Source organism: Aurantimonas sp. HBX-1, assembly GCF_021391535.1.
Taxonomy (GTDB): Bacteria; Pseudomonadota; Alphaproteobacteria; order Rhizobiales; family Rhizobiaceae; genus Aurantimonas.
The window spans coordinates 1,804,871-1,827,278 of sequence record NZ_CP090066.1; the positions used below are offsets into that span (position 1 = coordinate 1,804,871).

The 22,408-nt window shown below is 68.0% G+C and carries 17 protein-coding genes; 12 read left to right on the top strand and 5 right to left on the bottom strand.

Going from position 1 to position 22,408, the window contains the following annotated elements; genetic code table 11:
• Positions 1-600: 600 nt before the first annotated feature.
• The 3 genes from LXB15_RS08565 (at position 601) to prfB (ending at position 5,774) form a co-directional block, all read left to right on the top strand.
• Positions 601-1,827: an N-acetylmuramoyl-L-alanine amidase gene (locus tag LXB15_RS08565; protein WP_233952433.1), complete on the top strand. Its 1,227-nt coding sequence runs from the start codon at positions 601-603 to the stop codon at positions 1,825-1,827.
• Positions 1,828-2,065: 238 nt separating this feature from the next.
• Positions 2,066-4,513, top strand: coding sequence for a penicillin-binding protein 1A (locus tag LXB15_RS08570; protein WP_233952434.1), 2,448 nt, complete (start codon positions 2,066-2,068; stop codon positions 4,511-4,513).
• A 132-nt stretch (positions 4,514-4,645) separates the two neighbouring features.
• Positions 4,646-5,774, top strand: a protein-coding gene (gene prfB / locus LXB15_RS08575) for a peptide chain release factor 2 (protein WP_233952435.1) whose coding sequence is annotated in 2 segments (ribosomal slippage) — positions 4,646-4,714 and positions 4,716-5,774 — 1,128 coding nt in all. Because the reading frame shifts where the segments join, the coding sequence is not laid out codon by codon here.
• A 40-nt stretch (positions 5,775-5,814) separates the two neighbouring features.
• Here the strand turns inward: prfB and LXB15_RS08580 are convergent.
• The 3 genes from LXB15_RS08580 to LXB15_RS08590 form a co-directional block, all read right to left on the bottom strand.
• The gene (locus LXB15_RS08580) at positions 5,815-7,107 is read right to left on the bottom strand and encodes a M23 family metallopeptidase (protein WP_233952436.1); all 1,293 of its coding nucleotides are present in this window, start codon (positions 7,105-7,107) and stop codon (positions 5,815-5,817) included.
• Between the two features lie 95 nt (positions 7,108-7,202).
• Positions 7,203-8,039, bottom strand: a complete 837-nt coding sequence (locus LXB15_RS08585) for a ferritin-like domain-containing protein (RefSeq protein ID WP_233952438.1) — start codon at positions 8,037-8,039, stop codon at positions 7,203-7,205.
• On the bottom strand, positions 8,036-8,512 hold the full coding sequence (locus LXB15_RS08590) for a peroxiredoxin (RefSeq protein WP_233952439.1): 477 nt from the start codon (positions 8,510-8,512) through the stop codon (positions 8,036-8,038). Before LXB15_RS08590 ends, LXB15_RS08585 begins: the two co-directional genes overlap by 4 nt.
• Before the next feature lie 253 nt (positions 8,513-8,765).
• Between LXB15_RS08590 and LXB15_RS08595 the strand changes: the two genes are divergently transcribed.
• Complete coding sequence (locus LXB15_RS08595) at positions 8,766-12,017, top strand: hypothetical protein (protein ID WP_233952441.1); 3,252 nt, start codon at positions 8,766-8,768, stop codon at positions 12,015-12,017.
• A 23-nt stretch (positions 12,018-12,040) separates the two neighbouring features.
• Here LXB15_RS08595 and tyrS read toward each other — a convergent pair whose 3' ends face one another.
• Entirely contained in the window at positions 12,041-13,294 is a 1,254-nt protein-coding gene (tyrS, locus tag LXB15_RS08600) for a tyrosine--tRNA ligase (protein WP_233952444.1), read from the bottom strand.
• 98 nt (positions 13,295-13,392) lie between these two features.
• Here tyrS and LXB15_RS08605 point away from each other — a divergent pair, with 98 nt between their 5' ends.
• On the top strand, positions 13,393-14,547 hold the full coding sequence (locus LXB15_RS08605) for an anhydro-N-acetylmuramic acid kinase (protein ID WP_255696809.1): 1,155 nt from the start codon (positions 13,393-13,395) through the stop codon (positions 14,545-14,547).
• Between the two features lie 13 nt (positions 14,548-14,560).
• Here the strand turns inward: LXB15_RS08605 and LXB15_RS08610 are convergent, their stop codons facing one another.
• Complete coding sequence (locus LXB15_RS08610; protein ID WP_233952450.1) at positions 14,561-15,235, bottom strand: alpha/beta hydrolase; 675 nt, start codon at positions 15,233-15,235, stop codon at positions 14,561-14,563.
• Between the two features lie 201 nt (positions 15,236-15,436).
• Here LXB15_RS08610 and LXB15_RS08615 point away from each other — a divergent pair, with 201 nt between their 5' ends.
• From LXB15_RS08615 to LXB15_RS08645, 7 genes are all read left to right on the top strand, one after another.
• Complete coding sequence (locus LXB15_RS08615; RefSeq protein WP_233952453.1) at positions 15,437-16,627, top strand: cysteine desulfurase family protein; 1,191 nt, start codon at positions 15,437-15,439, stop codon at positions 16,625-16,627.
• Between the two features lie 139 nt (positions 16,628-16,766).
• Positions 16,767-18,290: a Fe-S cluster assembly protein SufB gene (sufB, locus tag LXB15_RS08620; RefSeq protein WP_233952457.1), complete on the top strand. Its 1,524-nt coding sequence runs from the start codon at positions 16,767-16,769 to the stop codon at positions 18,288-18,290.
• On the top strand, positions 18,287-18,604 hold the full coding sequence (locus LXB15_RS08625; RefSeq protein ID WP_233952461.1) for an antibiotic biosynthesis monooxygenase: 318 nt from the start codon (positions 18,287-18,289) through the stop codon (positions 18,602-18,604). Before sufB ends, LXB15_RS08625 begins: the two co-directional genes overlap by 4 nt.
• 14 nt (positions 18,605-18,618) lie before the next feature.
• On the top strand, positions 18,619-19,374 hold the full coding sequence (gene sufC / locus LXB15_RS08630) for a Fe-S cluster assembly ATPase SufC (protein ID WP_233952465.1): 756 nt from the start codon (positions 18,619-18,621) through the stop codon (positions 19,372-19,374).
• Between the two features lie 2 nt (positions 19,375-19,376).
• On the top strand, positions 19,377-20,612 hold the full coding sequence (gene sufD / locus LXB15_RS08635) for a Fe-S cluster assembly protein SufD (protein WP_233953097.1): 1,236 nt from the start codon (positions 19,377-19,379) through the stop codon (positions 20,610-20,612).
• Between the two features lie 91 nt (positions 20,613-20,703).
• A complete protein-coding gene (locus LXB15_RS08640) occupies positions 20,704-21,963 on the top strand; it encodes a cysteine desulfurase (protein ID WP_233952467.1) in 1,260 nt (419 codons plus the stop codon).
• A gap of 11 nt (positions 21,964-21,974) precedes the next feature.
• Positions 21,975-22,397 (top strand): SUF system Fe-S cluster assembly protein, encoded by a 423-nt coding sequence (locus LXB15_RS08645; protein WP_233952471.1) that lies wholly within the window; start codon positions 21,975-21,977, stop codon positions 22,395-22,397.
• Positions 22,398-22,408 lie beyond the last annotated feature (11 nt).

Genomic DNA, 22,408 nt, shown 5'->3' on the forward strand with positions numbered 1-22,408 from the left:
GCCGCTCGCATCAACCGCGTCCGTCCCCGGCGAGACGCATGTCCGGGCCGTGAGGTCCGGGCTGGCTGCGTCGATGGGGATCTGGAGGCTGGCGACAAAATAACGACCTGCAACAAATGGATGGCCGCTGGGGCGGCCGACGGAACGAGCGGACCGTTGCTGTTGGCACAGTGCGGTTCCGCATCGCTGAACAACCGGCTGGACGAAGGCTCCAGCATCGATCGAAAATCTTCCACGAGGCCCGCTGACGTGGTCGAATGTCGCGGGGGGTCGTCGTGCCCATGAAGATCGCCGTCGGACAGTTGGATATCCGCTGCGGCAGGGCCTCCGACTCGGCGACGACACATATCCGTGTCACACTAAGCCTCACTTCCGCTTTTAGGCTGCGCAGCACCAAGAGACAAGGGCGATCCCGTGCGGGCGGCGGCACCTCCGCCCCCAGGCCCAGCCCGGGGCAAGTTCCGGTGGATAGTTGCGTTCCGGGCGGCGCCCGGTGTCGCGAGCCGGCGCGGCCCCAGTCCGATCATGTTTGGCGGCCAGATGGGATGTCCGGCCCGCGGCGATTCGCACATCCGCGGCATTCTCGACGCAAAGAGGGGGATGATCATCAACACCCGCCTGCTTCCCACCTGTATCGCCTGCGCCCTCGTCTTCGCGCTGGGGCTGGTCGCGGCCGTTGCGGCACTCGCTTCCGTGGCAAAGGCTGACGAACGGATCATCACCGGGGTCGAGCAGACCGCCGACGATGCCGGCTACAGCGTGAGCTTCGCCCTCAACGGCGCGGTTGAGACGCGGCTCCTCCGGCTGGTCAATCCGGACCGTGTCGCCATCGACTTCATCGGCGCGCTGCCGGCCGTGGCGATCGTGTCGCCGCCGGACAACGCCTTCGTCGAAACGGTCCGGCACGGCCTCGCCGCCAACGATCGCTACCGGTTCATCTACCGGCTGAAGCAGGATGCGGTGAGCTCGATCGAGCGCCAGGAACAGGCAGGCGGCGAGATCGTGACGCTGACGATCGGCCCCTCCGACGGCGCCGCGGCAGCACCGGCACCGCTCGCGGCTGCCGCGCCGGCGCCCCTGCAGGAGCCGCCGTCGCCGCGCCGCGATATCGACGCGGATCGCCAGCTGACGATCGTGATCGATCCGGGCCATGGCGGCATCGACAATGGCGCGGTGTCGAAGTCCGGCACCTACGAGAAGGAGGTCAATCTCGCCGCGGCCTTCTCCCTGCGCGACGCGCTGCTCCGCCATCCCCGTGTGAAGGTCGTCCTCACCCGCGAATCGGACGTGTTCATCCCGCTCGACGAGCGTGCGGCCATCGGCAGGCGGGAACAGGCGCATCTGTTCGTCTCGATCCATGCCGATTCGATCCGCGCCTCAGCGCTGCGGGGGGCCACCGTCTACACCCTCTCGGAAAACGCATCGGACGAGCTCTCGCGCCAGATCGCGGCCAACGAGAACGCTGCCGACCGCTTTGCCGGCGCACAGTGGCAAGGCCGGGCGCCGGACGTGGTGGACATACTGGTGGACCTGACGCGGCGCGAGACGGTGAGCTTCTCGGAGCACTTTGCCGCCTCGCTTGTCGAGGATCTCGCCCGCAACGACGTCCGGCTGATCAAGAATCCCAAGCGATCGGCGGGTTTCCAGGTACTCAAGGCGCCGGACGTGCCGTCGGTGCTGGTGGAGATGGGGTTCCTCTCCAATCGCGAGGACGAGAAGCTGCTGACCGACGCGACCTGGCGCGCCGACGTCTCGGAAGCGATCGCCGACGCGATCGTCGGCTTCTTCCGCGGCGAGGCGGCAGCGCGTGCGGCCGGCGCCGACTGAGCCAGCGCCGCGAAAGGAAACGACCGGCTGTGACAAAAACGTCACGATCCCGGCATTGCGATTGTGGGTCGCGGTCGCATCCACGCGCTTGCCGTATTTGGCGCCCACAGGTTAGCCAACGGAATGCAGGATCCGCGTCGAGACGATCGATGCCGGGTCACGGAGCAGCCGGCCGACCCCAGAGGGTCGGCGCGTTGGGGACCGGTAGAGGCCATCAGCCCGGCCGGACGGAGTTTCGATGATCAGACTGCTCGGCTATTTCTTCGGGATAGGCGCGGTGTTCTTCCTCCTCGTCGCCGGCGGCATCGCCTGGTACCTGGAGCGGACGGCGCAGGACCTGCCCGACTACCAGGTGCTGGCGAACTACGAGCCGCCCGTGACGACGCGGGTGCACGCCTCGGACGGCTCGCTGATGGCCGAGTACGCGCGGCAGCGGCGGCTGTTCCTGCCGATCCAGGCGATCCCCAATCTCGTCAAGAACGCTTTCCTCGCGGCCGAGGACAAGAATTTCTACAGCCACCCCGGCATCGACATCGAGGGCGTGGCCCGCGCCGTGCTGGTTCTGGCCAAGGGCGGCCGCATGCAGGGCGCCTCGACGATCACCCAGCAGGTGGCGAAGAACTTCCTGCTGACCAACGAGCGGACCTTCGATCGCAAGATCAAGGAGGCGATCCTGTCGCTGCGGATCGAGCAGGCCTATTCCAAGGACAAGATCCTCGAGCTCTATCTCAACGAGATCTATCTCGGCCTCGGCGCCTACGGCGTCGCCGCCGCCTCGCTCGCCTATTTCGACAAGTCGGTGAACGAACTGACCATCGAGGAAGCCGCCTACCTGGCGGCGCTCCCCAAGGCGCCGGAGAACTACAACCCGTTCCGCAACACCGACAGCGCGCTCGAGCGCCGCAACTGGGTCATCGACCAGATGGCCTCGAACGGCTTCATCAACGTCGCCGAGGCACAGGAGGCGCAGGACAAGCCGCTGAAGGTCGACCCGCGCCCGACCGGCACCTATCTGGCTTCCTCGGAATTCTTCACCGAGGACGTGCGTCGCGAGATCGTCGATCGCTACGGCGTCGATGCCCTCTACGAGGGCGGCCTGTCGGTCCGCACCACCCTGGATCCCGATCTGCAGGCCCATGCGCGCAAGGCCCTGCAGCATGGCCTCGTGACGTTCGACCAGGCGCGGGGCTTCCGCGGGCCGGTGACGCATATCGATGTCGGCAGCGACTGGGGCGTGGCACTGGGCAAGGTGGAGCCGCTGGCGGACGTCCCGGAATGGCGGCTCGCGGTGGTGCTCTCGACCGATTCCGAGCGCGTCGACATCGGTCTGCAGCCGCAGCGCGGCGTGTCCGGCGCGCGGGGCGCCGAGCGGGAGATCGGCACGATCGCGCTGCCCGACATGAAATGGGCCCTCCGCCTGAACACCAAGGAGCGCAAGCAGAACGTCCGGACGGCTTCCGAGGTGCTGACGCGTGGCGATGTGGTCTATGTCGAGTCGAAGGGCGAGGGGACGGCCTGGCTGCTGCGCCAGCCGCCGAAGGTCCAGGGCGCCCTGGTCTCGATGGAGCCGCAGACGGGCCGCGTCGTCGCCATGGTCGGCGGCTTCTCTTTCGCCGAGTCCGAGTTCAACCGTGCCTCGCAGGCCTATCGCCAGCCGGGCTCTTCCTTCAAGCCGTTCGTCTACGCGGCGGCGCTCGACAACGGCTACACGCCGGCCTCGGTGATTCTCGACGCCCCGATCTCGCTGCCCGACGGCAATGGCGGGTTCTGGGAGCCGTCGAACTACGGCGGCGGCTCGGCTGGCCCCTCGACCCTGCGACTCGGCATCGAGAAGAGCCGCAACCTGATGACGGTGCGCCTCGCCAAGGACATGGGCATGGACCTGGTCGCCCAGTATGCCGAGCGCTTTGGCATCTACGACAAGCTCGCGCCCTATCTGCCGATGGCGCTCGGTGCCGGCGAGACGACGGTGCTTCGGCTGGTCTCGGCCTATGCGGTGATCGCCAATGGCGGACGCTCGCTGCAGCCGTCGCTGATCGACCGGGTGCAGGATCGATACGGGCGCACCATCCTGAAGCACGACCAGCGCCAGTGCGCCGAGTGCAATGTCAGCGAATACAACGGCCAGCCGGAGCCGGAACTGGTCGACGAGCGCAACCAGGTCCTGGACCCGATGACCGCCTACCAGATCACCTCGATGATGGAAGGGGTCGTGCAGCGCGGCACCGCGACGCGGGTCAAGGAAGTCGGCGTGCCGATCGCCGGCAAGACCGGCACCACCAATGACGAGAAGGACGTGTGGTTCGTCGGCTTCACCCCGAACCTCGTGACCGGCGTGTTCATCGGCTACGACAACCCGCAGCCCATGGGCGACGGGGCGACGGGCGGCGGTCTCGCCGCGCCGGTGTTCGTCGAGTTCATGAAGCACGCGGTGGAGGGAAAGCCGCCGGTCGAGTTCAAGGTGCCCGAGGGCATGGAACTCATCGCCGTCAATCGCAAGACCGGCATGCGCGCCGAGGGCGACGGCCCCGACGTGATCATGGAGGCCTTCAAGCCCGGCACCGGCCCCGCCGACGCCTACGAGATCATCGGCATGGACGAGATGGCCTCCGACTTCGGCACCGGCGAGGTGTCGCCGGAGGCCGAGCAGGCGATCGTCCAGGGCGGCGGCGGCGGGCTGTTCTAGCCTTCGGCGCCGAACGGCGTTATAGACGCCGCCGGCGAGGCGGGCTGCTGCCCGCGTCGCCCCTCCATGGCGTGAACGAGCGGCTTTTGCCCGTCGCGCGATCCATCAGCAGGAATTCCGGGAGTTTGCGGCGTGCGAACCGAGATCGAAACCATTGTCGACGAGACCAAGCAGGCCATAAGCCTGCTGAGGAGGCATCTTTGACTGGGATAGCTCCCTCAGGCGTCTCGACCATCTGAACAACAAGGCCGAGGATCCCACCATCTGGGACAACGCGGCAGAGGCGCAGGCGCTGATGCGCGAGCGCCAGCAGCTCGAGACCTCCGTCGCTTCCATCCGCCGTCTCGAACAGACGATCGCCGACAGCGTCGAACTCATCGCCATGGGCGAGGAGGAAGGCGACCCGGAGATCGTGTCGGAAGCCGAAAAGGCGATCCGCGACGTCAAGGCCGAGGTCGCCAAGCGGCAGATCGAGACCCTGCTGTCGGGCGAAGCCGACGCCAACGACACCTATGTCGAGGTGCATTCCGGCGCGGGCGGCACCGAGAGCCAGGACTGGGCGGCGATGCTGGAGCGCATGTACATGCGCTGGGCGGAGCGGTCCGGGATGAAGGTCGAGGTGCTGGAAGAGCATGCCGGCGAGGAAGCCGGCATCAAGTCGGCGACGCTGCTGTTCAAGGGCCACAACGCCTATGGCTGGATGAAGACCGAATCGGGCGTCCACCGCCTGGTGCGGATCTCGCCCTATGACAGCCAGGCGCGGCGCCACACCTCCTTCGCATCGGTGTGGGTCTATCCGGTCATCGACGACTCGATCCAGATCGACGTGTCGGAATCCGACGTGCGCATCGATACCTACCGCGCATCGGGCTCTGGCGGGCAGCACATCAACACCACCGATTCGGCGGTGCGCATCACGCATCTCGCCACCGGCATCGCGGTGTCGTGCCAGGCCGAGCGCTCGCAGCACAAGAACAAGGCCAAGGCCTGGGAAATGCTGCGCTCGCGCCTCTACGAGGAAGAGCTGAAGCGGCGGGAGGAGGCGGCGAGCGCCACCGAAGCGTCGAAGAGCGACATCGGCTGGGGCCACCAGATCCGCTCCTACGTCCTTCAGCCGTACCAGCTGGTGAAGGACCTGCGGACCGGGGTGGAGAGCACCTCGCCGCAGGACGTGCTGGACGGCGAACTTGACGAGTTCATGGAAGCGGCGCTCGCCCATCGCGTGCAGGGCGGCGGCGAGACGGCCGGCGACATCGACTAGAAGACGAAGAGAGCGAAGGGACCGGCAACGGCCCCTTCGCTCAGGAAAACGTGCCGATCCTCTCGCCGATGCGGAAGAAGCGCTCCGGGTCGACGGCCTTGCCGCCGCGGCGGATCTCGTAGTGCAGATGCGGACCGGTGCTGCGGCCGGTGGAGCCCACCGCGCCGATCGGCGCGCCCTTGGCGACCGTCTGGCCGACCCGGACATCGATGCGGGACATGTGGCCGTAGCGGGTGGTGATGCCCCGCCCGTGATCGATCTCGACCATGTTGCCGTAGCCGCCGGCGCGGCCGGCCCGGATCACCTTGCCGGGAGCCGAGGCGGTGACGCGCGTGCCCTGGGGGAGCGCGTAGTCGACCCCGGCGTGAAGCGCGGTCCGGCCCAGAAACGGATCCGGCCTGACGCCATAACTGCTCGAGACGTAGCGGCGTGCCATCGGCGGGCTCAACGGCAGGCTGGCGGCCACGGAGCCGACCGCGTGCAGCGCCGTCAGCGCCGTGTCCAGTTCTGCCACCGTCGCGTCGAAGTCGAAACCGGCGGGCACCGGTTCGAACGGACCACCGGTCGCGGCCTCCGGCTCCCCATCCTCGACCGCGATGCCGGCCGTCTTGAGCGCCGTTGCGATCTTCACGGTCCGGACGCGGGCGGACTCGGCGAGCCGTTGCAGTTCGGCGATCTGGCGGAATTCGACCAGATCGATGGCCCGGCCGATCTCGCGGATCGTCGCGTCGGCGAGCGGCACCTCCGCGTCGCGCCGCTCGGCGGCCGCATCGGCGCCCGCCCGCAGCCCATTCGGGGCTTCGTCCGTGACGGCCACGGCAGGCGCGGTCCCGGCACTCACCGGCTGAGGTTCGATCGCCAGTTCCGCGTCGCCGGCCATCGCCGGTTTCGCGGTCGGCAACGGGATGGGCTCGGCGATCAGTCCCGATGCCTGGGCACGGTCGAAGAGCGGCCGCAGCGTATCGTAGCGGGCGGCCAGCTCCTCCTGTTGCTCCAGGAGGACATCCACCTTGGTCTCGACCAGACGCTGCGACAGGGCGTGGCGGCTGGTCAGCGAATCGACCTGAGTGCGCAGCGCCGCGATCCGCTGCTCGTATTCGCGCTGCAACGAGCTGCGGATGACGACGGCCTGATCGGTGGGGTTGCTGCCCTGCAGGACGTACCAGGCCGGCGCGGCGACCCCGGCGACGGCGAGCGTTGCCGCCAGCGCCACGCCGGCGGCGAGCCGGCGCGGCCCGATGGTGAAGTGCCGGACCTGGTCGCCGCGGGCGATGATTACGGTGTGGGCCTGCCGGTATTCGCCGAACGTCCGATCGTGTCGTGCTGCCGCCATCGTCCAATCCAGTGTCGATGCAAGGGAAAGGTCCCCAGGCTGACGGTTGGATTAGAGAATGTTAGGGTTAACAATCCGTCTTCGAGGACCCTGGTTCAGCGCGAAAGCGGCGACAGGGCGCGGTAGAAAGTCGGCGTCAGCCCGGCCTCGGCGCGGGCCCGGTCGTTGAACGGCGCCTTCACCTCGCCGCGGAAACAGGCACGCACCAGTTCCTGGAACCGTTCGGCCGGATTGCGGCCCTCGCGGGCGCACAGGAAGCGGAACCACTTGGCGCCGATCGCCACATGCTTCTTCTCGTCGCGGTAGATGATCTCGAGGATCGCCGCGGTCTCGAGGTCGCCGACGCCGTGCAGCTTTTCCAGGAGCGACGGCGTGACGTCGAGGCCTCGTGCCTCCAGGATCAGTGGCACGACCGCCAGGCGCGCGCCGAGATCGTGGGACGTCGCCTCCACCGCCTGCCACAACCCGTCGTGGGCGGGCAGGGCGCCGTAGCGCGAATCGAGGCTGTCCAGCCGCCGGGAGAGCAGGCGGAAGTGCTTGGCCTCCTCCAGCGCCACGGTCATCCAGCCGTCGAAGAAGGAGCGCGGCACCTTCTCGGTGGCGAAGCGGGCGACGATGTCGAGCGCGAGGTCGATGGCGTTCAGCTCGATATGGGCGAGCGCATGGATGAGCGCGATGCGGCCTTCCGGCGAATGGACGGAGCGGCGCTTGACGGTGCGCGGCGACACGAGGAGCGGTTCGGCCGGCCGGCCCGGCCGGTCCGGAAGCGCCGGGTCGGTCGGCGCATGGACGCCGAGCCGACGGCCGAACCACAGCCGGCAGGCGGTGTTGGTGCGGTCGACCTTGCGATCGAGATCCGCCTCCTGCAGCGCCTCGACCGCCGCCTGCCGCAAGGTCGAAGGCAGCCGCCCGGCCGACGAAACGCCGGTCATCCGGCGGCGGCCATCTGCCGCGCGGCTTCCAGCACTTCCTCGGCGTGGCCGGGCACCTTCACCTTCGGCCACAGGCGGACGATAATGCCGTTGCCGTCGACCAGTGCGGTCGTGCGCTCGACGCCCATGTACTTGCGGCCGTACATGCTCTTCTCGACCCACAGGCCGAACGCGCCGATCAGCGACGTCTGCTCGTCGGAGAGCAGCCTGACCCGGAGACCGTGCTTGTCGCGGAACTTGCCGTGCTTCTTGACCGGATCGGGCGACACGCCGAACACCGGCACGCCGATCGCTTCGAATTCCGCCGTCAGCGCACCGAACTCGACAGCTTCGAGCGTGCATCCGGACGTATCGTCCTTGGGATAGAAATAGAGGACGAAGCCCTTGCCCTTGAGCTGTTCGAGCGAGACGAACTCGCCCCGGTCGTCGGGCAGCGAGAAGGCGGGACAGGGATCGCCCACGGAAAGCACCATGATGTCATCCTTTCGGCATAATGGGGAACGACGGAAGGTCATGTCGGACAGATCGACCCCGGTCTGCAAGCCGTGAATTGGGCGACACGCCGTCACGTGCGCGCATGCGGTCGCCTCCACCGGGGTTCGACGATCGGCGTCCGTCGCCTGGCATCGTCAGGCCGGCAATTAAGGGAGCTGCCGGCGTGCGGGCAAGCCTGAACCCAGCAGTGGCTGCCAGCCGCGCCCCGGCGGCCGTCACGGCGTGGCGTCGATGAGGACGGCCGTCCGCACGCTGGCCGGCATCGCGAGCTTTGCGATCATCCTGCTGGTGGTCGCGGCCGCGGGCCTCGGCCTGCTGCTCTGGACGCAGACCGGGCAGGAATTGCTGGAGGCGCAGACCGAACGGATCGTCTCCACGGCGCTCGGCCCGGATTTCATCGTCGAGATGGACCGCCAGAAAGTGGGATTCGACCCGGCGGCGGGGCTGGGCCTGCGCTTCGCCGACGTCAGCGTGCGCGACCGGCGCACCAGGGCGGTCATGGCGACCGCGGAGCGCATCGGCGTGGGTATCGGCCTCGGCGCCATCCTCGGCGACGGCCTCGTCGTCGACCGGGTGAGCGTCGCCGGCGTCCGCGTTGCCTCCGACGTGTTCGCCCGGCAGCCGGCGGGCGAAATGCCGAAGCCCGAGGCGATCTTCGCCGCGCTCGACCGGTCGCTGCGCGATATCGACCGGACCGGCCTGCGGCGGCTCCGGCTGTCGGACCTGACCGTTATTGGCGCGCCGGAATTCGGCCGGATCGGGGAACTGACAATCCGCAAATCCGGCACCGGACAGTTCACGCTGGAGAGCAGCGGCGATCTCGACGGGCAGGAAGTTTCGGTGTCGGGCGAAGCACAACTCGACGAGAGTGGCCAGGCGGTCGCCGGACTGCGTCTGGAGACCTCTCGGGTGACGCTCGGCAACGGCGTCCGGGAGCCCTCCGACGCGCCGGCCAATCCGGAAATCATGATTCCCGCGACGCTGCGCGTGGCGATGCAGGGTGAGGGCGGGGCGCGCCAACTCGATGCGACGGTCGCCATGCAGGACGGCACGTTCCGGGGCCGCCAGTCCGTGGCGATCCCCTCGGGGTCCCTGACGATCACCCTGCGGGAAGATGGCGACGACCTCCTTCTGCACGACGGCGCGATCGATTTCGGCGAGGCGCATGCGGCATTCGGCGGGCGGATCGGTCTCGTCCCCGATGCGGACGGCGGACTCCCGGTACGGATCGCCACCACGCGCCTGACCTCGACGATCGGCAGCGACGCGAAGGATGTGCGTTCGGCGGCGCTGACCCTCGGCGGCCGCGTCGATCCTGCCACCGCCCGGTTCGACCTCGAGAGCCTTGTGCTGAAGGCCGGTGCCGGGGAGCTTTCCGGGCAGGGAGCGCTCGGCGGTTTCGATGCCACGGACCGGCTGGAACTGTCGGTTGCCGCCAGCGACCTTGCCGTTCCCGACGTCAAGGCGTTCTGGCCGTTCTTCCTCGCCGACGGCGCCCGCAACTGGGTCCTGGCGCATCTGGAATCCGGCGGCGCCGTCACGAGCGGTTCCATCCGGCTCGACCTCAGCATGCAACGGCTCGCCGCGATCATCACGCCGGATGCCGGCCCGACCGCGCAGGAGTTTGGCATGGCGCTCAACCTTGCGGACGTATCGTTCCGCACCCTCGGCGCGATGCCGGCGGTGGAGGCCGCTTCCGGCCGCATCGAGGCGAAGGGCGGAACGACGGTCGTCAGCGTCGATTCCGCCGCGCTGCGCGACCAGGCGGACGTCACCGTCATGCCGTCGTCGATCGAGTTCGGTCGCACCGACGACGGCACGGCGGCTCTCCTGTCGCTCAACCTGGCCGGCGACGCGGCAACGCTGCTGGAGCTGGCGGACCGCGATCCGGTGCGGGCGCTCGGCAAGTTGGACTGGCGGGCCGAAGACGTCGCCGGACGCGCGGAACTCGGCGTGGGCGTCGCCTTCAGCATACCCCGGCCGCCGCTCCCGGCAGGCCCCGCCACGGCGCCGGCCGAGCGCCCTGTGCGTCTGGAAAGCTGGTCGGTCATGGCCGACCTCGAATCGGTGGAGCTGAAGCGCCAGATCGCGGGGCGCACGATCACCGGGGTGACCGGCATCGTCAGCCTCGCCCCGGGTTCGGCCATCGGCGACGTCGAGGCGACCGTCGACGGCGTGCCGGCGACCATCAACTTCGCGCAGCCGCTGGCGCCGGATCCGGTGGGCGAGCCGAGCCTGACCGTCACCGCCTCGCTGGAAGGCGCGCAGGTGAAATCCCTGCTGCCGGCGCTCGGAGACGTGGTCGACGGGCCCGTGTCGGCCCGGCTGACCCGCGCCGGCGATCACTTCCTCGGATCGGTGGATCTCGGCTCGGCCCGCCTTTCGCTGCCGGCCATCGGCTGGAGCAAGGGGCCGGGCGTTGCGGCGACCCTCGAGTTCGAGCTGGCGATGGACGGCGACCGGGTCGTGGTTTCGGCCGCCGAGCTGAAGGGCGAGGGGTTCTCCGCGTCGGGAAGCGCGGCGTTCGATTCCGCCGGCCTGCGCCGCATCGAACTGAAGCAGGCGGCCTTCAACCGCGACGATTCGGTGGCTGCGACGATCGAGAAGGCCGACGCCGGCTACACCGTCACGGTCACCGGCAGCAGTCTCGACGCGCGGGCCCTGCTCGGTCGCCTGAAATCCGACTGGACCGCCTCCGGCAAGTCCGGCGCCGGCGGCCCCCTGGCAGTATCCGTCAAGGTCGACCGGCTGCTCGGTTTCGACGGCGAGGAACTGCGCGACGCCGCCATCAGCTACCGCAGCGGTGGCCGCTCCGGCCTTGCGGCGTCGCTGACCGCCACGACACCGCGCGGCAACCCGGTGAACCTCGCGGTGGAGCCCGGCGAGAGTGGCCGTGCCATCCGGCTCAACGCCGGCGACGCCGGGGCACTGCTGCGCTTCGCCGGCCTCTACAAGCGGATGGCCGGCGGCTCGCTGACACTGCGTCTGTCGGGAAACGCCGACGGGCGGATCAGCGGACCGCTGCAGTTGCGCGACTTCACGATCGTCGGGGAGCCCCGGCTCGCCAGCCTGGTCGGCACGTCGCGCGCCGACCCGAACACGCTCGCTGGCGCGCTCGGCCGCGACCTCGAGGTCTCGCAGGCCTATTTCGACACCGCCTCGACAGGCCTCTCCTGGGACGGCAGCCGCCTGGTCGCCTATGACGGCATCCTGCGCGGCCCGATCTTCGGCTCGAGCTTCGAGGGGGTCCTCTACGATGCCGCACGGCAGATCGACATGTCCGGCTCGTTCATGCCGGCCTATGGCGTCAACCGGCTGTTCGGCGCCATACCCTTCGTCGGCGGCATCCTCGGCAACGGCGCCGAAGGTGGGCTGATCGGGATCACCTACCGGCTCGCCGGGCCGTTCGGCGACCCGACGCTCGCCGTCAATCCGATCTCGGCGATCGCGCCGGGGATCTTCCGGCGGATCTTCGAGTACTGATCGACGACTCCTTCGTCGGCGCGCTACGCGGCCGGACGGACGAGAACGTGCTTCTTGCGCCCGACCGACAGTTTGGCGACGCCGTCCTTCAGGTCGTCGTGGCCGATCGTCAGACGCTCGTCCGCCACCGGCTGGTCGTTGAGGCGGACGGCGCCGCCCTTGATCGAGCGACGTGCCTCGCCGTTCGACGCGGCGAGACCCGCCGAAACGATCAGCGACAGGATACCGATGCCGTCCCGCAGCTCCGCCGGATCGACCTCGACGGTCGGCAGCGTGTCGGCGACGGTGCCTTCCTCGAAGGTCTTGCGCGCCGTCTCCGACGCCTCGTCAGCAGCGGCCTCGCCGTGCAGCATCGCGGTGACCTGGCTCGCCAGCACCTTCTTGGCCTCGTTGATCTCCGAGCCGCCGAGGGCTTCCAGCCGGGCGATCTCGTCCAGCGGCAGCGTGGTGTAGAGCTTGAGGAAGCGCCCGACGTCGGCGTCTTCGGTGTTCCGCCAGTACTGCCAGAAATCGTAGGGGCTGAGCATGTCGGCGTTCAGCCAGATTGCGCCGCTCGCGGTCTTGCCCATCTTGGCGCCGGACGATGTCGTCAGCAGCGGCGAGGTGAGGGCGTAGAGCTGCGGCGTGCCCATGCGGTGGCCGAGATCGATGCCGTTGATGATGTTGCCCCACTGGTCGGAGCCGCCCATCTGCAGCCGGCAGTCGTAGCGCCGGCTCAGCTCGACATAGTCGTAGGCCTGCAGGATCATGTAGTTGAACTCGAGGAACGACAGCGACTGCTCGCGGTCGAGCCGCAGCTTCACCGAGTCGAAGGACAGCATGCGGTTGACCGAGAAGTGCCGGCCGACGTCGCGCAGGAACGCGACGTAGTTGATGTCCATCAGCCAGTCGGCGTTGTCGACCATCATCGCGTCCTGCTGCCCCTCGCCGAAGCGGAGGTAGCGCTCGAAGGAGCGCTTGATCCCGGCGAGATTGGCGGCGATGCCCTCCGGCGTCTGCAGCTTGCGCGCCTCGTCCTTGAAGGACGGATCGCCGATCATGCCGGTGCCGCCGCCCATCAGCGCGATCGGGCGATGGCCGGTCTTCTGCATCCAGTGCAGCATCATGATCTGCATCAGCGAGCCGACATGCAGGCTTGCTGCCGTCGGGTCGAAGCCGATGTAGCCGGTCACCGTCTCGCGGGCGAAGAGGTCGTCGAGACCGGTCTCGTCGGAGGCCTGGTGGATGAAGCCACGTTCCGCGAGCGTCGCCAGGAACTCGGACTTGAAGCGGGCCATGGGATGATGATCCTGTAGGGTTCAGGGGAACGCTGGTTCCCTCGTCGGTCGAAGCCGTTTACCAGCCCTGAGCGACATTTCCAGATGCGGAGCCGATTTTGACCGGAACGAGACGACGCCGCGCGATCGGCCTGATGAGCGGCACATCCCTCGACGGGATCGACGTCGCGCTGCTCGACACCGACGGCGAGGCCATCGTGATCCGCGGTCCGGCGCGGGTCTACCCTTACGAGGCGGCGTTCCGGCGGCGGCTGGCAGCCGGGCTCGAGGCGGCCAAGGGGCTGGCGCATCGCGACGAGCGCCCCGGCGATCTCAGCGCGCTGGAGACCGAGCTGACGCTTCGCCACGCCGCCGCCGTCGAACGCTTCCTCGACGACGCGCAAATCGATCCGGTATCGGTCGACGTCGTCGGCTTCCACGGACAGACCGTGCTGCACCGGCCGGAACGGGCACTGACCGTGCAGCTCGGCGACGGCGGGCTGCTGGCCGAACGCCTCGGCCGCCCGGTCGTCTATGACATGCGGGCCCGCGACATGCGGGAAGGCGGACAGGGCGCTCCGCTGGTGCCGGCCTATCACGCGGCGCTAGCGGCGAACCGGCCGGGTGAACACGCCGCGCTGCCGGTCGTCTTCGTCAATATCGGCGGCATCTCGAACGTCACCTATCTCGACGGCGAGAACGACCCGATCGCCTTTGATTCCGGTCCGGGCAACGCGCTGCTGGATCAGTGGCTGGAGCGAGAGGCCGGAATCGCCTTCGACCAGAACGGCGCCATCGCCAGCGAAGGCGGTATCCTGCGGGGGCTCGCTGACGAATATCTCTCGGCGGACTTCTTCGACCGCAAGGTGCCGAAGTCGCTCGATCGCTTCGATTTCGCCGTGCCGGCGCCAGACGCCGGGTCGCTGGAGGACGTGGCGCGCACGCTCTGCTTCGTCTCGGCACAGGCGATCCTGAAGGCCGCCCGGCATTTCCCGGAGAAGCCGAAGCTGTGGATCGTCTGCGGCGGCGGGCGGCGACACCCGGCGATCATGGCCGACCTCGCCGAGGGGGCGGGCCCCGACGCTGAAGTGATCAGCGCCGAGGCTGCCGGTTTCGACGGCGACGCGATGGAGGCCGAGGCCTGGGCCTATCTTGCGGTCCGCTCGCTCGACGGACGGCCGCTCACCTGGCCGACGACGACCGGCTGCCGGGAGCCGGTGACCGGCGGCGTCCTCGCCACGCCGTCGCCGGCGCCGCGAAGCGCCGCCGTCTAGGTCCGGCGACGGATCAGCGCAGGCGCTTCGGCCGCGGATCCGACAGCTCGCCGGCCAGGCGCCGGTCCAGATAGTCGGCGCATTCGGCCATCAGCTGCTCGGTGTGGTCGGTGTAGAAGTGGTTCGCACCTTCCAGCGTCTTCTGGGTGATGATGATGCCCTTCTGGGTCTTCAGCTTGTCGACCAGGGTCTGCACGTCCTTCGGCGGTCCGACCTTGTCCTTGTCGCCATGGATGATCAGGCCGGAGGACGGGCAGGGCGCCAGGAACGAGAAGTCGTAGGAATTGGGCTGCGGCGAGATCGACATGAAGCCCTCGATCTCCGGCCGGCGCATCAGGAGCTGCATGCCGATCCACGCGCCGAACGAATAGCCGGCGACCCAGCACTGCTTGGAATCGGGATGCAGGCTCTGCACCCAGTCCAGCGCCGACGCGGCGTCCGACAGTTCGCCGCTGCCGTGGTCGAACTCGCCCTGGCTGCGGCCGATGCCGCGGAAATTGAACCGCAACGTGGTGAAGCCGCGCTCCACGAACATGTAGAACAGCTGGTAGACGATCTGGTTGTTCATCGTCCCGCCGAACCGCGGATGCGGATGCAGCACGATCGCGATGGGGGCGTTCTTCTCCTTGGCGGCCTGGTAACGGCCTTCGAGGCGGCCGGCAGGGCCTGTGAAGATCACTTCGGGCATATTATCTTCCTTGGCGAGCATCATTGCTCGGCGGGACGCTGCTTGACGCGGCCTAACTGGTCCCGTAAGCTCCAGTTTAGAACGATTATAAACTACAGCGCGTCCTTGAAGGCGTCTTGTAGTCCGGCCGCTCGTGAAAATTCAAGATTTTTGAGCCGCTGCCTGTTGTTTCGGCCGATTCAGACCCGCAAGAGAGAGCGCATGACCGCAGGTGAGCCGCGCCTCTATCTCGACTTCAATGCCGGCGCCCCGCTGCTGGCGGAAGCGCGCGCGGCGGCGACGGCGACGCTGGATGCCGCGAACCCGTCTTCCGTCCACGCCGAAGGGCGCCGCGCACGCGCCCTCGTCGAGGACGCCCGGCGTGCCGTCGCCGCGGCGGTCGGTGCGTCGCCGCAGAACGTCATCTTCACCAGCGGCGCCACCGAGGCGGCGACGATGGCGCTGTCGCCGCTTTGGCTGATCGACGACGTCGAGACCCGGCAGGTCGCGCTCGCCGTGCTGGACACCGACCATCCCTGCATCCGCGAGGGCGGGCGGTTCGACGCCGAAGCCGTGACGCGGCTACCGGTGGACGCGGACGGGGTCGTCGATTTCGGCGCGCTCGCGGAATTTGCGGCACGCTGCGATGCGGAGCGGCCCGGTGTGCTGGCCCTGACGCTGGGCAATTCCGAGACCGGGGTCATGCAGCCGATCGACCGCATCCGCCCGGTCATCGCCGGTCAAAACGTCCGCCTCGTCGTCGACGCGGTCCAGGCGCTCGGACGGGTACCGGTGGATATTGCGGCGCTCGACGCCGACGCGCTGCTGATCTCCGGCCACAAGCTCGGAGCGCTGAAGGGCGTCGGTGCGCTGATCCTGCGGACCAATGCGACCCGGCCGCTGCCGCTGCTGCGCGGGGGCGGCCAGGAAGGCGGCCGGCGCGCTGGCACGGAATCGGTCGCGGCGATCGCCAGCCTCGGCGCGGCCGTGCGCGCCGCAACGATGCGTCTCGCCGCCGAACCAGGCCTGCTGATGCACCTGCGGGAGTATCTGGAGGCGGCGATACGGCAGCGCGTGCCGGACGCCGTTGTCCTCGGAGCCGGTGCCGAGCGGCTGCCCAACACGGTTGCCCTGGCGCTGCCCGGTTTGCGCGCCGAGACGGCGCAGATGGCGCTCGATCTTTCCGGCATCGCCGTCTCGTCCGGCTCGGCCTGCTCGTCGGGCAAGGTCGGCCGCAGCCACGTCATCGAGGCGATGTTGGCCAGCGGCCTCGCAGCCTCCGCTGAGGAGGGTGCGTTGCGCGTCAGCTTCGGCTACGACACGAGCGAAGCCGATCTCGACCGGTTCGCCAATGCCTATGTCGCCCTCGCCGAGCGACGGCGCGGGCGGGAGAGCCACGAACGGGCGGCGTAAGCCGCCGAACTTGCCTGACGGTGCGACGCCCTAAAAAAGCGGGTGCACCGTCGCTATGTACAGCGTCGCGTCGCGGCCTTCCGGGCCACGATCGCACCGACCACCGGACCTTGAATCCGGCGAGGATGGAGACTTACCAATGCCCGCAGTCCAGGAAACCATCGACCAGGTCCGCAAGATCGACGTCGACCAGTACAAATACGGTTTCGAGACCCTCATCGAGATGGACGTCGCCCCGAAGGGGCTGAACGAGGACATCATCCGCCTGATCTCGGCCAAGAAGCGCGAGCCGGAATGGATGCTGGCATGGCGGCTGGAAGCCTTCGAGCGCTGGAAGACGATGGAGAGCCCCTCCTGGGCGCGGCTCGACTATCCGGAGATCGACTTCCAGGACATCCACTATTACGCGGCGCCGAAGTCGATGTCGGGACCGGCCTCGCTGGACGAGGTGGATCCGGAGATCCTGCGGACCTACGAGAAGCTTGGCATCCCGCTGCGCGAGCAGGAGATTCTCGCCGGCGTCGTGAAGCCGGCGCCAGCGCCGCAATATGACGACGACGGCGAGCTCATCGCGGCGGCCGAGCACCGCGTCGCCGTTGACGCCGTGTTCGATTCGGTCTCGGTGGCCACGACCTTCAAGAAGGAGCTGCAGAAGGCCGGCGTGATCTTCATGCCGATCTCCGAGGCGATCCGCGAGCACCCGGAACTGGTGAAGAAATATCTCGGCTCGGTCGTGCCGGTGTCGGACAATTTCTTCGCGACGATGAACTCGGCGGTCTTCACCGACGGCTCCTTCGTCTACGTGCCGAAGGGCGTGCGCTGCCCGATGGAGCTCTCGACCTATTTCCGCATCAACGAGAAGAACACCGGCCAGTTCGAGCGGACGCTGATCATCGCGGACGAGGGCTCCTACGTCTCCTATCTGGAAGGCTGCACGGCGCCGCAGCGCGACGAGAACCAGCTGCATGCGGCGGTGGTCGAGCTGATCGCGCTGGACGACGCCGAGATCAAGTACTCGACGGTGCAGAACTGGTACCCCGGCGACAAGGACGGCAAGGGCGGCATCTACAATTTCGTCACCAAGCGGGGCGACTGCCGCGGCAAGAACTCGCGGATCTCGTGGACGCAGGTCGAGACCGGCTCGGCGATCACCTGGAAATACCCGTCCTGCATCCTGCGCGGCGACAATTCCCGCGGCGAGTTCTACTCGATCGCGGTGTCCAACGGCCGCCAGCAGATCGACAGCGGCACCAAGATGATCCACCTCGGCAAGAACACCACCAGCCGGATCATCTCCAAGGGCATCTCGGCGGGCCAGTCCAACAACACCTATCGCGGCCAGGTCACTGCCAACCGCAAGGCGTCCAACGCCCGCAACTTCACCCAGTGCGACTCGCTGCTGATCGGAAACGACTGCGGCGCCCACACCGTGCCCTATATCGAGGCGCGCAATGCCACGGCGCAGTTCGAGCACGAGGCGACCACGTCGAAGATCTCCGACGACCAGCTGTTCTACTGCATGCAGCGCGGCATCCCGGAGGAGGAGGCGGTCGCGCTGATCGTCAACGGCTTCGTCAAGGACGTCATCCAGCAGCTGCCGATGGAGTTCGCCGTCGAGGCGCAGAAGCTGATCGGCATCAGCCTCGAGGGCTCCGTGGGATGATCAAGCGGATCTGGCATGGATATACGACGCCGGAAAACGCCGACACCTACGAATCGATCCTCCGCTCGGAGGTGATCAAGGGCATCGAGGGCAAGGCGATACCCGGGTTCCGCCGCATCGAGGTGCTGCGTCGCCCGCTTGCCGACGAGGTCGAGTTCGTCACCATCATGGAATTCGATTCCATCGACAACGTGAAGGCCTTCGTCGGCGATGACCATGAGCGCAGCTACGTCCCCGACGAGGCGCGGCGCGTCCTGAAGCGCTTCGACGAACGCTCCCAACACTACGAATTGCGCGATCTGCGCAGCTATTGATCGCAGGAACGAAAATGCTGGAAATCAAGAACCTTCACGCCCGCGTCGCCGACGAGGGCACCGAAATCCTCCGAGGCGTCGACCTGAGGGTCGCCGCCGGCGAGGTCGCGGCGATCATGGGCCCCAACGGCTCTGGCAAGTCGACGCTGTCCTACATCATCGCCGGCCACGAGGACTACGAGGTCACCGAGGGCGACATCCTCTACAACGGCGAGTCGATCCTCGAGATGGATCCGGCCGAGCGCGCCGCTACCGGCGTTTTCCTGGCCTTCCAGTATCCGCTGGAGATCCCGGGCGTGCCGACCATGACGTTCCTGAAGACGGCGCTCAACTCGCAGCGCAAGGCGCGCGGCGAGGGCGAGATGACGACCCCGGACTTCATCCGCCGGGTCAAGGCGGCCGCCGCCGATCTCAAGATCGACATGGCCATGCTGAAGCGGCCGCTGAACGTCGGCTTCTCCGGCGGCGAGAAGAAGCGCGCCGAGATCCTGCAGATGGCGCTGCTCGAGCCGAAGCTCTGCGTCATGGACGAGACCGATTCCGGCCTCGACATCGACGCGCTGAAGATAGTCGCCGACGGCGTCAACGCGCTGCGCTCGCCGGAACGCGCCTTCCTGGTAATCACCCACTACCAGCGCCTGCTCGACTACATCGTGCCCGACACGGTGCACGTGCTCTACAAGGGCCGCATCATTCGGTCTGGCGGCAAGGACCTGGCCCTGCAGCTCGAGAACGAGGGCTACAGCCAGATCATCGGCGAGGCTGCGTGACCATGACGGTGCATCAGCTGAGACCCCGGACCCCAGCCGAATCGGCGCTGATCGAGATCGCCGCAGATGGCGAGACCGGCGCCGCGTCGCAGGCAGCCGTCGAGGCACTGCGCCGCGAGGGCCTGCCGCATCGCCGCATCGAGGCGTGGCATTATACCGACCTGCGCAATCTGATGGGGCGGCAGGCTGAGACGGCCGTCCAACCGGCCGCCGACGCGTCGGGCGCGATCCTCGCGCCGTTGTTGGCGGGCAGCCACGTCGTTGATTTCGACGCGCCGGACGCCGGCCACGCGCTCAACGGCCTGACCGTGGCGCGATCGGCCGAGACCGCCGACTGGCAGACGACGCCCAACCATCTCGACCGCGGCCTCGACACGGTCCGCATGCTGAACGCCGCCTTCGGCGCGTCGGCGGTAGACGTTGCCGTGGCCAGCGGCGTGGCGCTCGCCGCGCCGGTCGAACTGCGGGCCCGCGCCGGCAGCCGCTCCCACGGCTTCGTGCGCTGCACGGTGGGTGCCGGGGCGACGGCGACCTTCGTCGAGCGGCTCGAAGGCGAGGGCGCGCCCTCCACCGGCGTGTCGCATCTGGAAATCCGTGCCGGCGCGCGCGTCACGTGGATCGTCGACCAGGAGAAGGGCGCCTCCGCCAGCCATCTCGGCCAGCTGAACGTCACGGTCGGTGAAGGCGCGCTGTTCACGCTGTTCGTGCTGAATGCCGGCGGCGCACTGGTGCGCTACGAGGTGCATGCGCAGACGGCGGGCGAGGGCGCCGAGATCAAGATCCGCGGCATCAACCTGCTCGAGGCCGGCCAGCATATCGACGTCACCACGACGCTGCGCCACACCTTCGAGAACACCAAGGCGACCGAGACCTTCCGCAACATCCTGACCGGCGGCCGCGGCGTTTTCCAGGGCATGATCAAGGTCGCCCGCGAGGCGCAGAAGACCGACGCCAAGATGGCGTGCAACACGCTGCTCCTGGCTGACGACGGCGAGTTCCTGGCCAAACCCGAGCTCGAGATCTTCGCCGACGACGTGCAGTGCGGCCACGGCGCCACGGCTGGCGAGATCAACCCCGACCATCTGTTCTACCTGATGTCCCGGGGCATCCCGGAACCAATCGCCCGGGCGCTGCTGGTCAAGGCTTTCGTTGCGGAAGTGGTCGAGGAACTCGAGGACGAGGCGGTCGAGGATGCGCTGATGCAGCGCATCGACGCCTGGCTCGCCCGCAGTCATTGATCGGCTCGCCGATCGCGATGGCGCGGCAGGGCCGGAAGGCCCCGCGCCGTCTTGCGGATAAAGCCGCACCCGCAAATGGAGTCCGTCGTCCATGAAGGCCGAAGCCATCGCCCGCGACAGCGCCGCCCCCGCCGCCTACGACGTGGCGGCCGTGCGCCGCGACTTCCCGATCCTGTCGAAGCAGGTCTACGGCAAGCCGCTCGTCTATCTCGACAGCGGCGCTTCCGCCCAGAAGCCGAAGGCGATGCTGGACGCGGTCCAGAAGGCCTATAGCGAGGACTATTCCAACGTCCATCGCGGCCTGCATTTCCTGTCGAACCGCGCCACCGAGGAATTCGAGGCGGCGCGCGGCAAGGTCGCCGCGTTCCTCAACGCCCCGACCCCGGAGGAGATCGTCTTCACCCGCTCGGCCACCGAGGCGATCAACCTGGTCGCCTATGGCTACGGCATGCAGGAAATCGGCGAGGGCGACGAGATCGTGCTGACGATCATGGAGCACCACTCCAACATCATCCCCTGGCACTTCATCCGCGAGCGCAAGGGCGCCAGGCTGGTGTTCGTGCCGGTCGCCGACGACGGCTCGATCGACATCGCGGATTTCGAACGGGCGATCACCCCGCGCACCAAGCTGATCGCCACCACCCACATGTCCAACGTGCTCGGCACGGTGGTGGATGTGAAGGCGGTCGCGGCGCTGGCGCACGCCAAGAACATCCCGGTTCTCGTCGACGGCAGCCAGGGTGCCGTGCACCTGCCGGTCGACGTCCAGGACCTCGACTGTGACTTCTACGTCTTCACCGGCCACAAGCTGTACGGGCCGACCGGCATCGGCGTTCTCTACGGCAAGCGCGACATGCTGGAGCGCATGCAGCCCTTCAACGGCGGCGGCGAGATGATCGTCGAGGTCACCGAGGAGATGGTCACCTACAACGCCCCGCCGCACCGCTTCGAGGCGGGCACGCCGCCGATCGTCCAGGCGATCGGGCTCGGCGCCTCGCTCGATTACGTCAACGGCATCGGCCGCGAGGCGATCGCCGCGCACGAGGAACGCCTGCGCGACTATGCGCACGAGCGGCTGCGGGCGGTGAATTCGCTGCGCATCTACGGCAACGCGCCGGGGAAGGGCGCCATCGTCTCCTTCGACCTCGAGGGCATCCACGCCCATGACGTGTCGATGGTGATCGACCGCGAGGGCGTCGCGGTGCGCGCCGGCACGCATTGCGCCCAGCCGCTCTTGAAGCGTTTCGCCGCAACCTCCACATGCCGGGCCTCATTTGGTATGTACAATACGCTCGAGGAAATCGACCTTCTCGCGGAGGCACTCGAGAAGGCCCGGCGATTCTTCGCCTGAGGATGAATGGCATGACCGACGAAGCCGATACCAAGTTCGCAGCACCGACCGTCGAGGACACGGCTGCCGCCAATGTCGCACTGGCGTCGGGAGCGGAAGCGCCGGTCTCGGCGATACCGGCCGAGGAGCTGACCCGGCTGACCGACGACATCGTCGGCGCGCTGAAGACGGTCTACGACCCGGAAATTCCGGCCGACATCTACGAGCTCGGCCTGATCTACAAGATCGACATCGACGACGAGCGCAATGTCGATGTCGAGATGACCCTGACCGCGCCGGGCTGCCCTGTTGCCGGCGAGATGCCGATCTGGGTCGAGAACGCCGTGAGTTCGGTCGACGGGGTCGGTCAGGTGAAGGTCGAACTCGTCTTCGACCCGCCGTGGACGCCGGAGCGCATGAGCGAGGAAGCCCAGGTCGCCGTCGGCTGGTACTGAGCCGCCGTCGA

What these genes read in the sequence shown, in the direction of transcription:
- LXB15_RS08565 (WP_233952433.1), top strand. Translation starts at nt 601, where the DNA reads ATGATCATCAACACCCGCCTGCTTCCCACCTGTATCGCCTGCGCCCTC.
- LXB15_RS08570 (WP_233952434.1), top strand. Translation starts at nt 2,066, where the DNA reads ATGATCAGACTGCTCGGCTATTTCTTCGGGATAGGCGCGGTGTTCTTC.
- LXB15_RS08580 (WP_233952436.1), bottom strand. Translation starts at nt 7,107, where the DNA reads ATGGCGGCAGCACGACACGATCGGACGTTCGGCGAATACCGGCAGGCC.
- LXB15_RS08585 (WP_233952438.1), bottom strand. Translation starts at nt 8,039, where the DNA reads ATGACCGGCGTTTCGTCGGCCGGGCGGCTGCCTTCGACCTTGCGGCAG.
- LXB15_RS08590 (WP_233952439.1), bottom strand. Translation starts at nt 8,512, where the DNA reads ATGGTGCTTTCCGTGGGCGATCCCTGTCCCGCCTTCTCGCTGCCCGAC.
- LXB15_RS08595 (WP_233952441.1), top strand. Translation starts at nt 8,766, where the DNA reads ATGAGGACGGCCGTCCGCACGCTGGCCGGCATCGCGAGCTTTGCGATC.
- tyrS (WP_233952444.1), bottom strand. Translation starts at nt 13,294, where the DNA reads ATGGCCCGCTTCAAGTCCGAGTTCCTGGCGACGCTCGCGGAACGTGGC.
- LXB15_RS08610 (WP_233952450.1), bottom strand. Translation starts at nt 15,235, where the DNA reads ATGCCCGAAGTGATCTTCACAGGCCCTGCCGGCCGCCTCGAAGGCCGT.
- LXB15_RS08615 (WP_233952453.1), top strand. Translation starts at nt 15,437, where the DNA reads ATGACCGCAGGTGAGCCGCGCCTCTATCTCGACTTCAATGCCGGCGCC.
- sufB (WP_233952457.1), top strand. Translation starts at nt 16,767, where the DNA reads ATGCCCGCAGTCCAGGAAACCATCGACCAGGTCCGCAAGATCGACGTC.
- LXB15_RS08625 (WP_233952461.1), top strand. Translation starts at nt 18,287, where the DNA reads ATGATCAAGCGGATCTGGCATGGATATACGACGCCGGAAAACGCCGAC.
- sufC (WP_233952465.1), top strand. Translation starts at nt 18,619, where the DNA reads ATGCTGGAAATCAAGAACCTTCACGCCCGCGTCGCCGACGAGGGCACC.
- sufD (WP_233953097.1), top strand. Translation starts at nt 19,377, where the DNA reads ATGACGGTGCATCAGCTGAGACCCCGGACCCCAGCCGAATCGGCGCTG.
- LXB15_RS08640 (WP_233952467.1), top strand. Translation starts at nt 20,704, where the DNA reads ATGAAGGCCGAAGCCATCGCCCGCGACAGCGCCGCCCCCGCCGCCTAC.
- LXB15_RS08645 (WP_233952471.1), top strand. Translation starts at nt 21,975, where the DNA reads ATGACCGACGAAGCCGATACCAAGTTCGCAGCACCGACCGTCGAGGAC.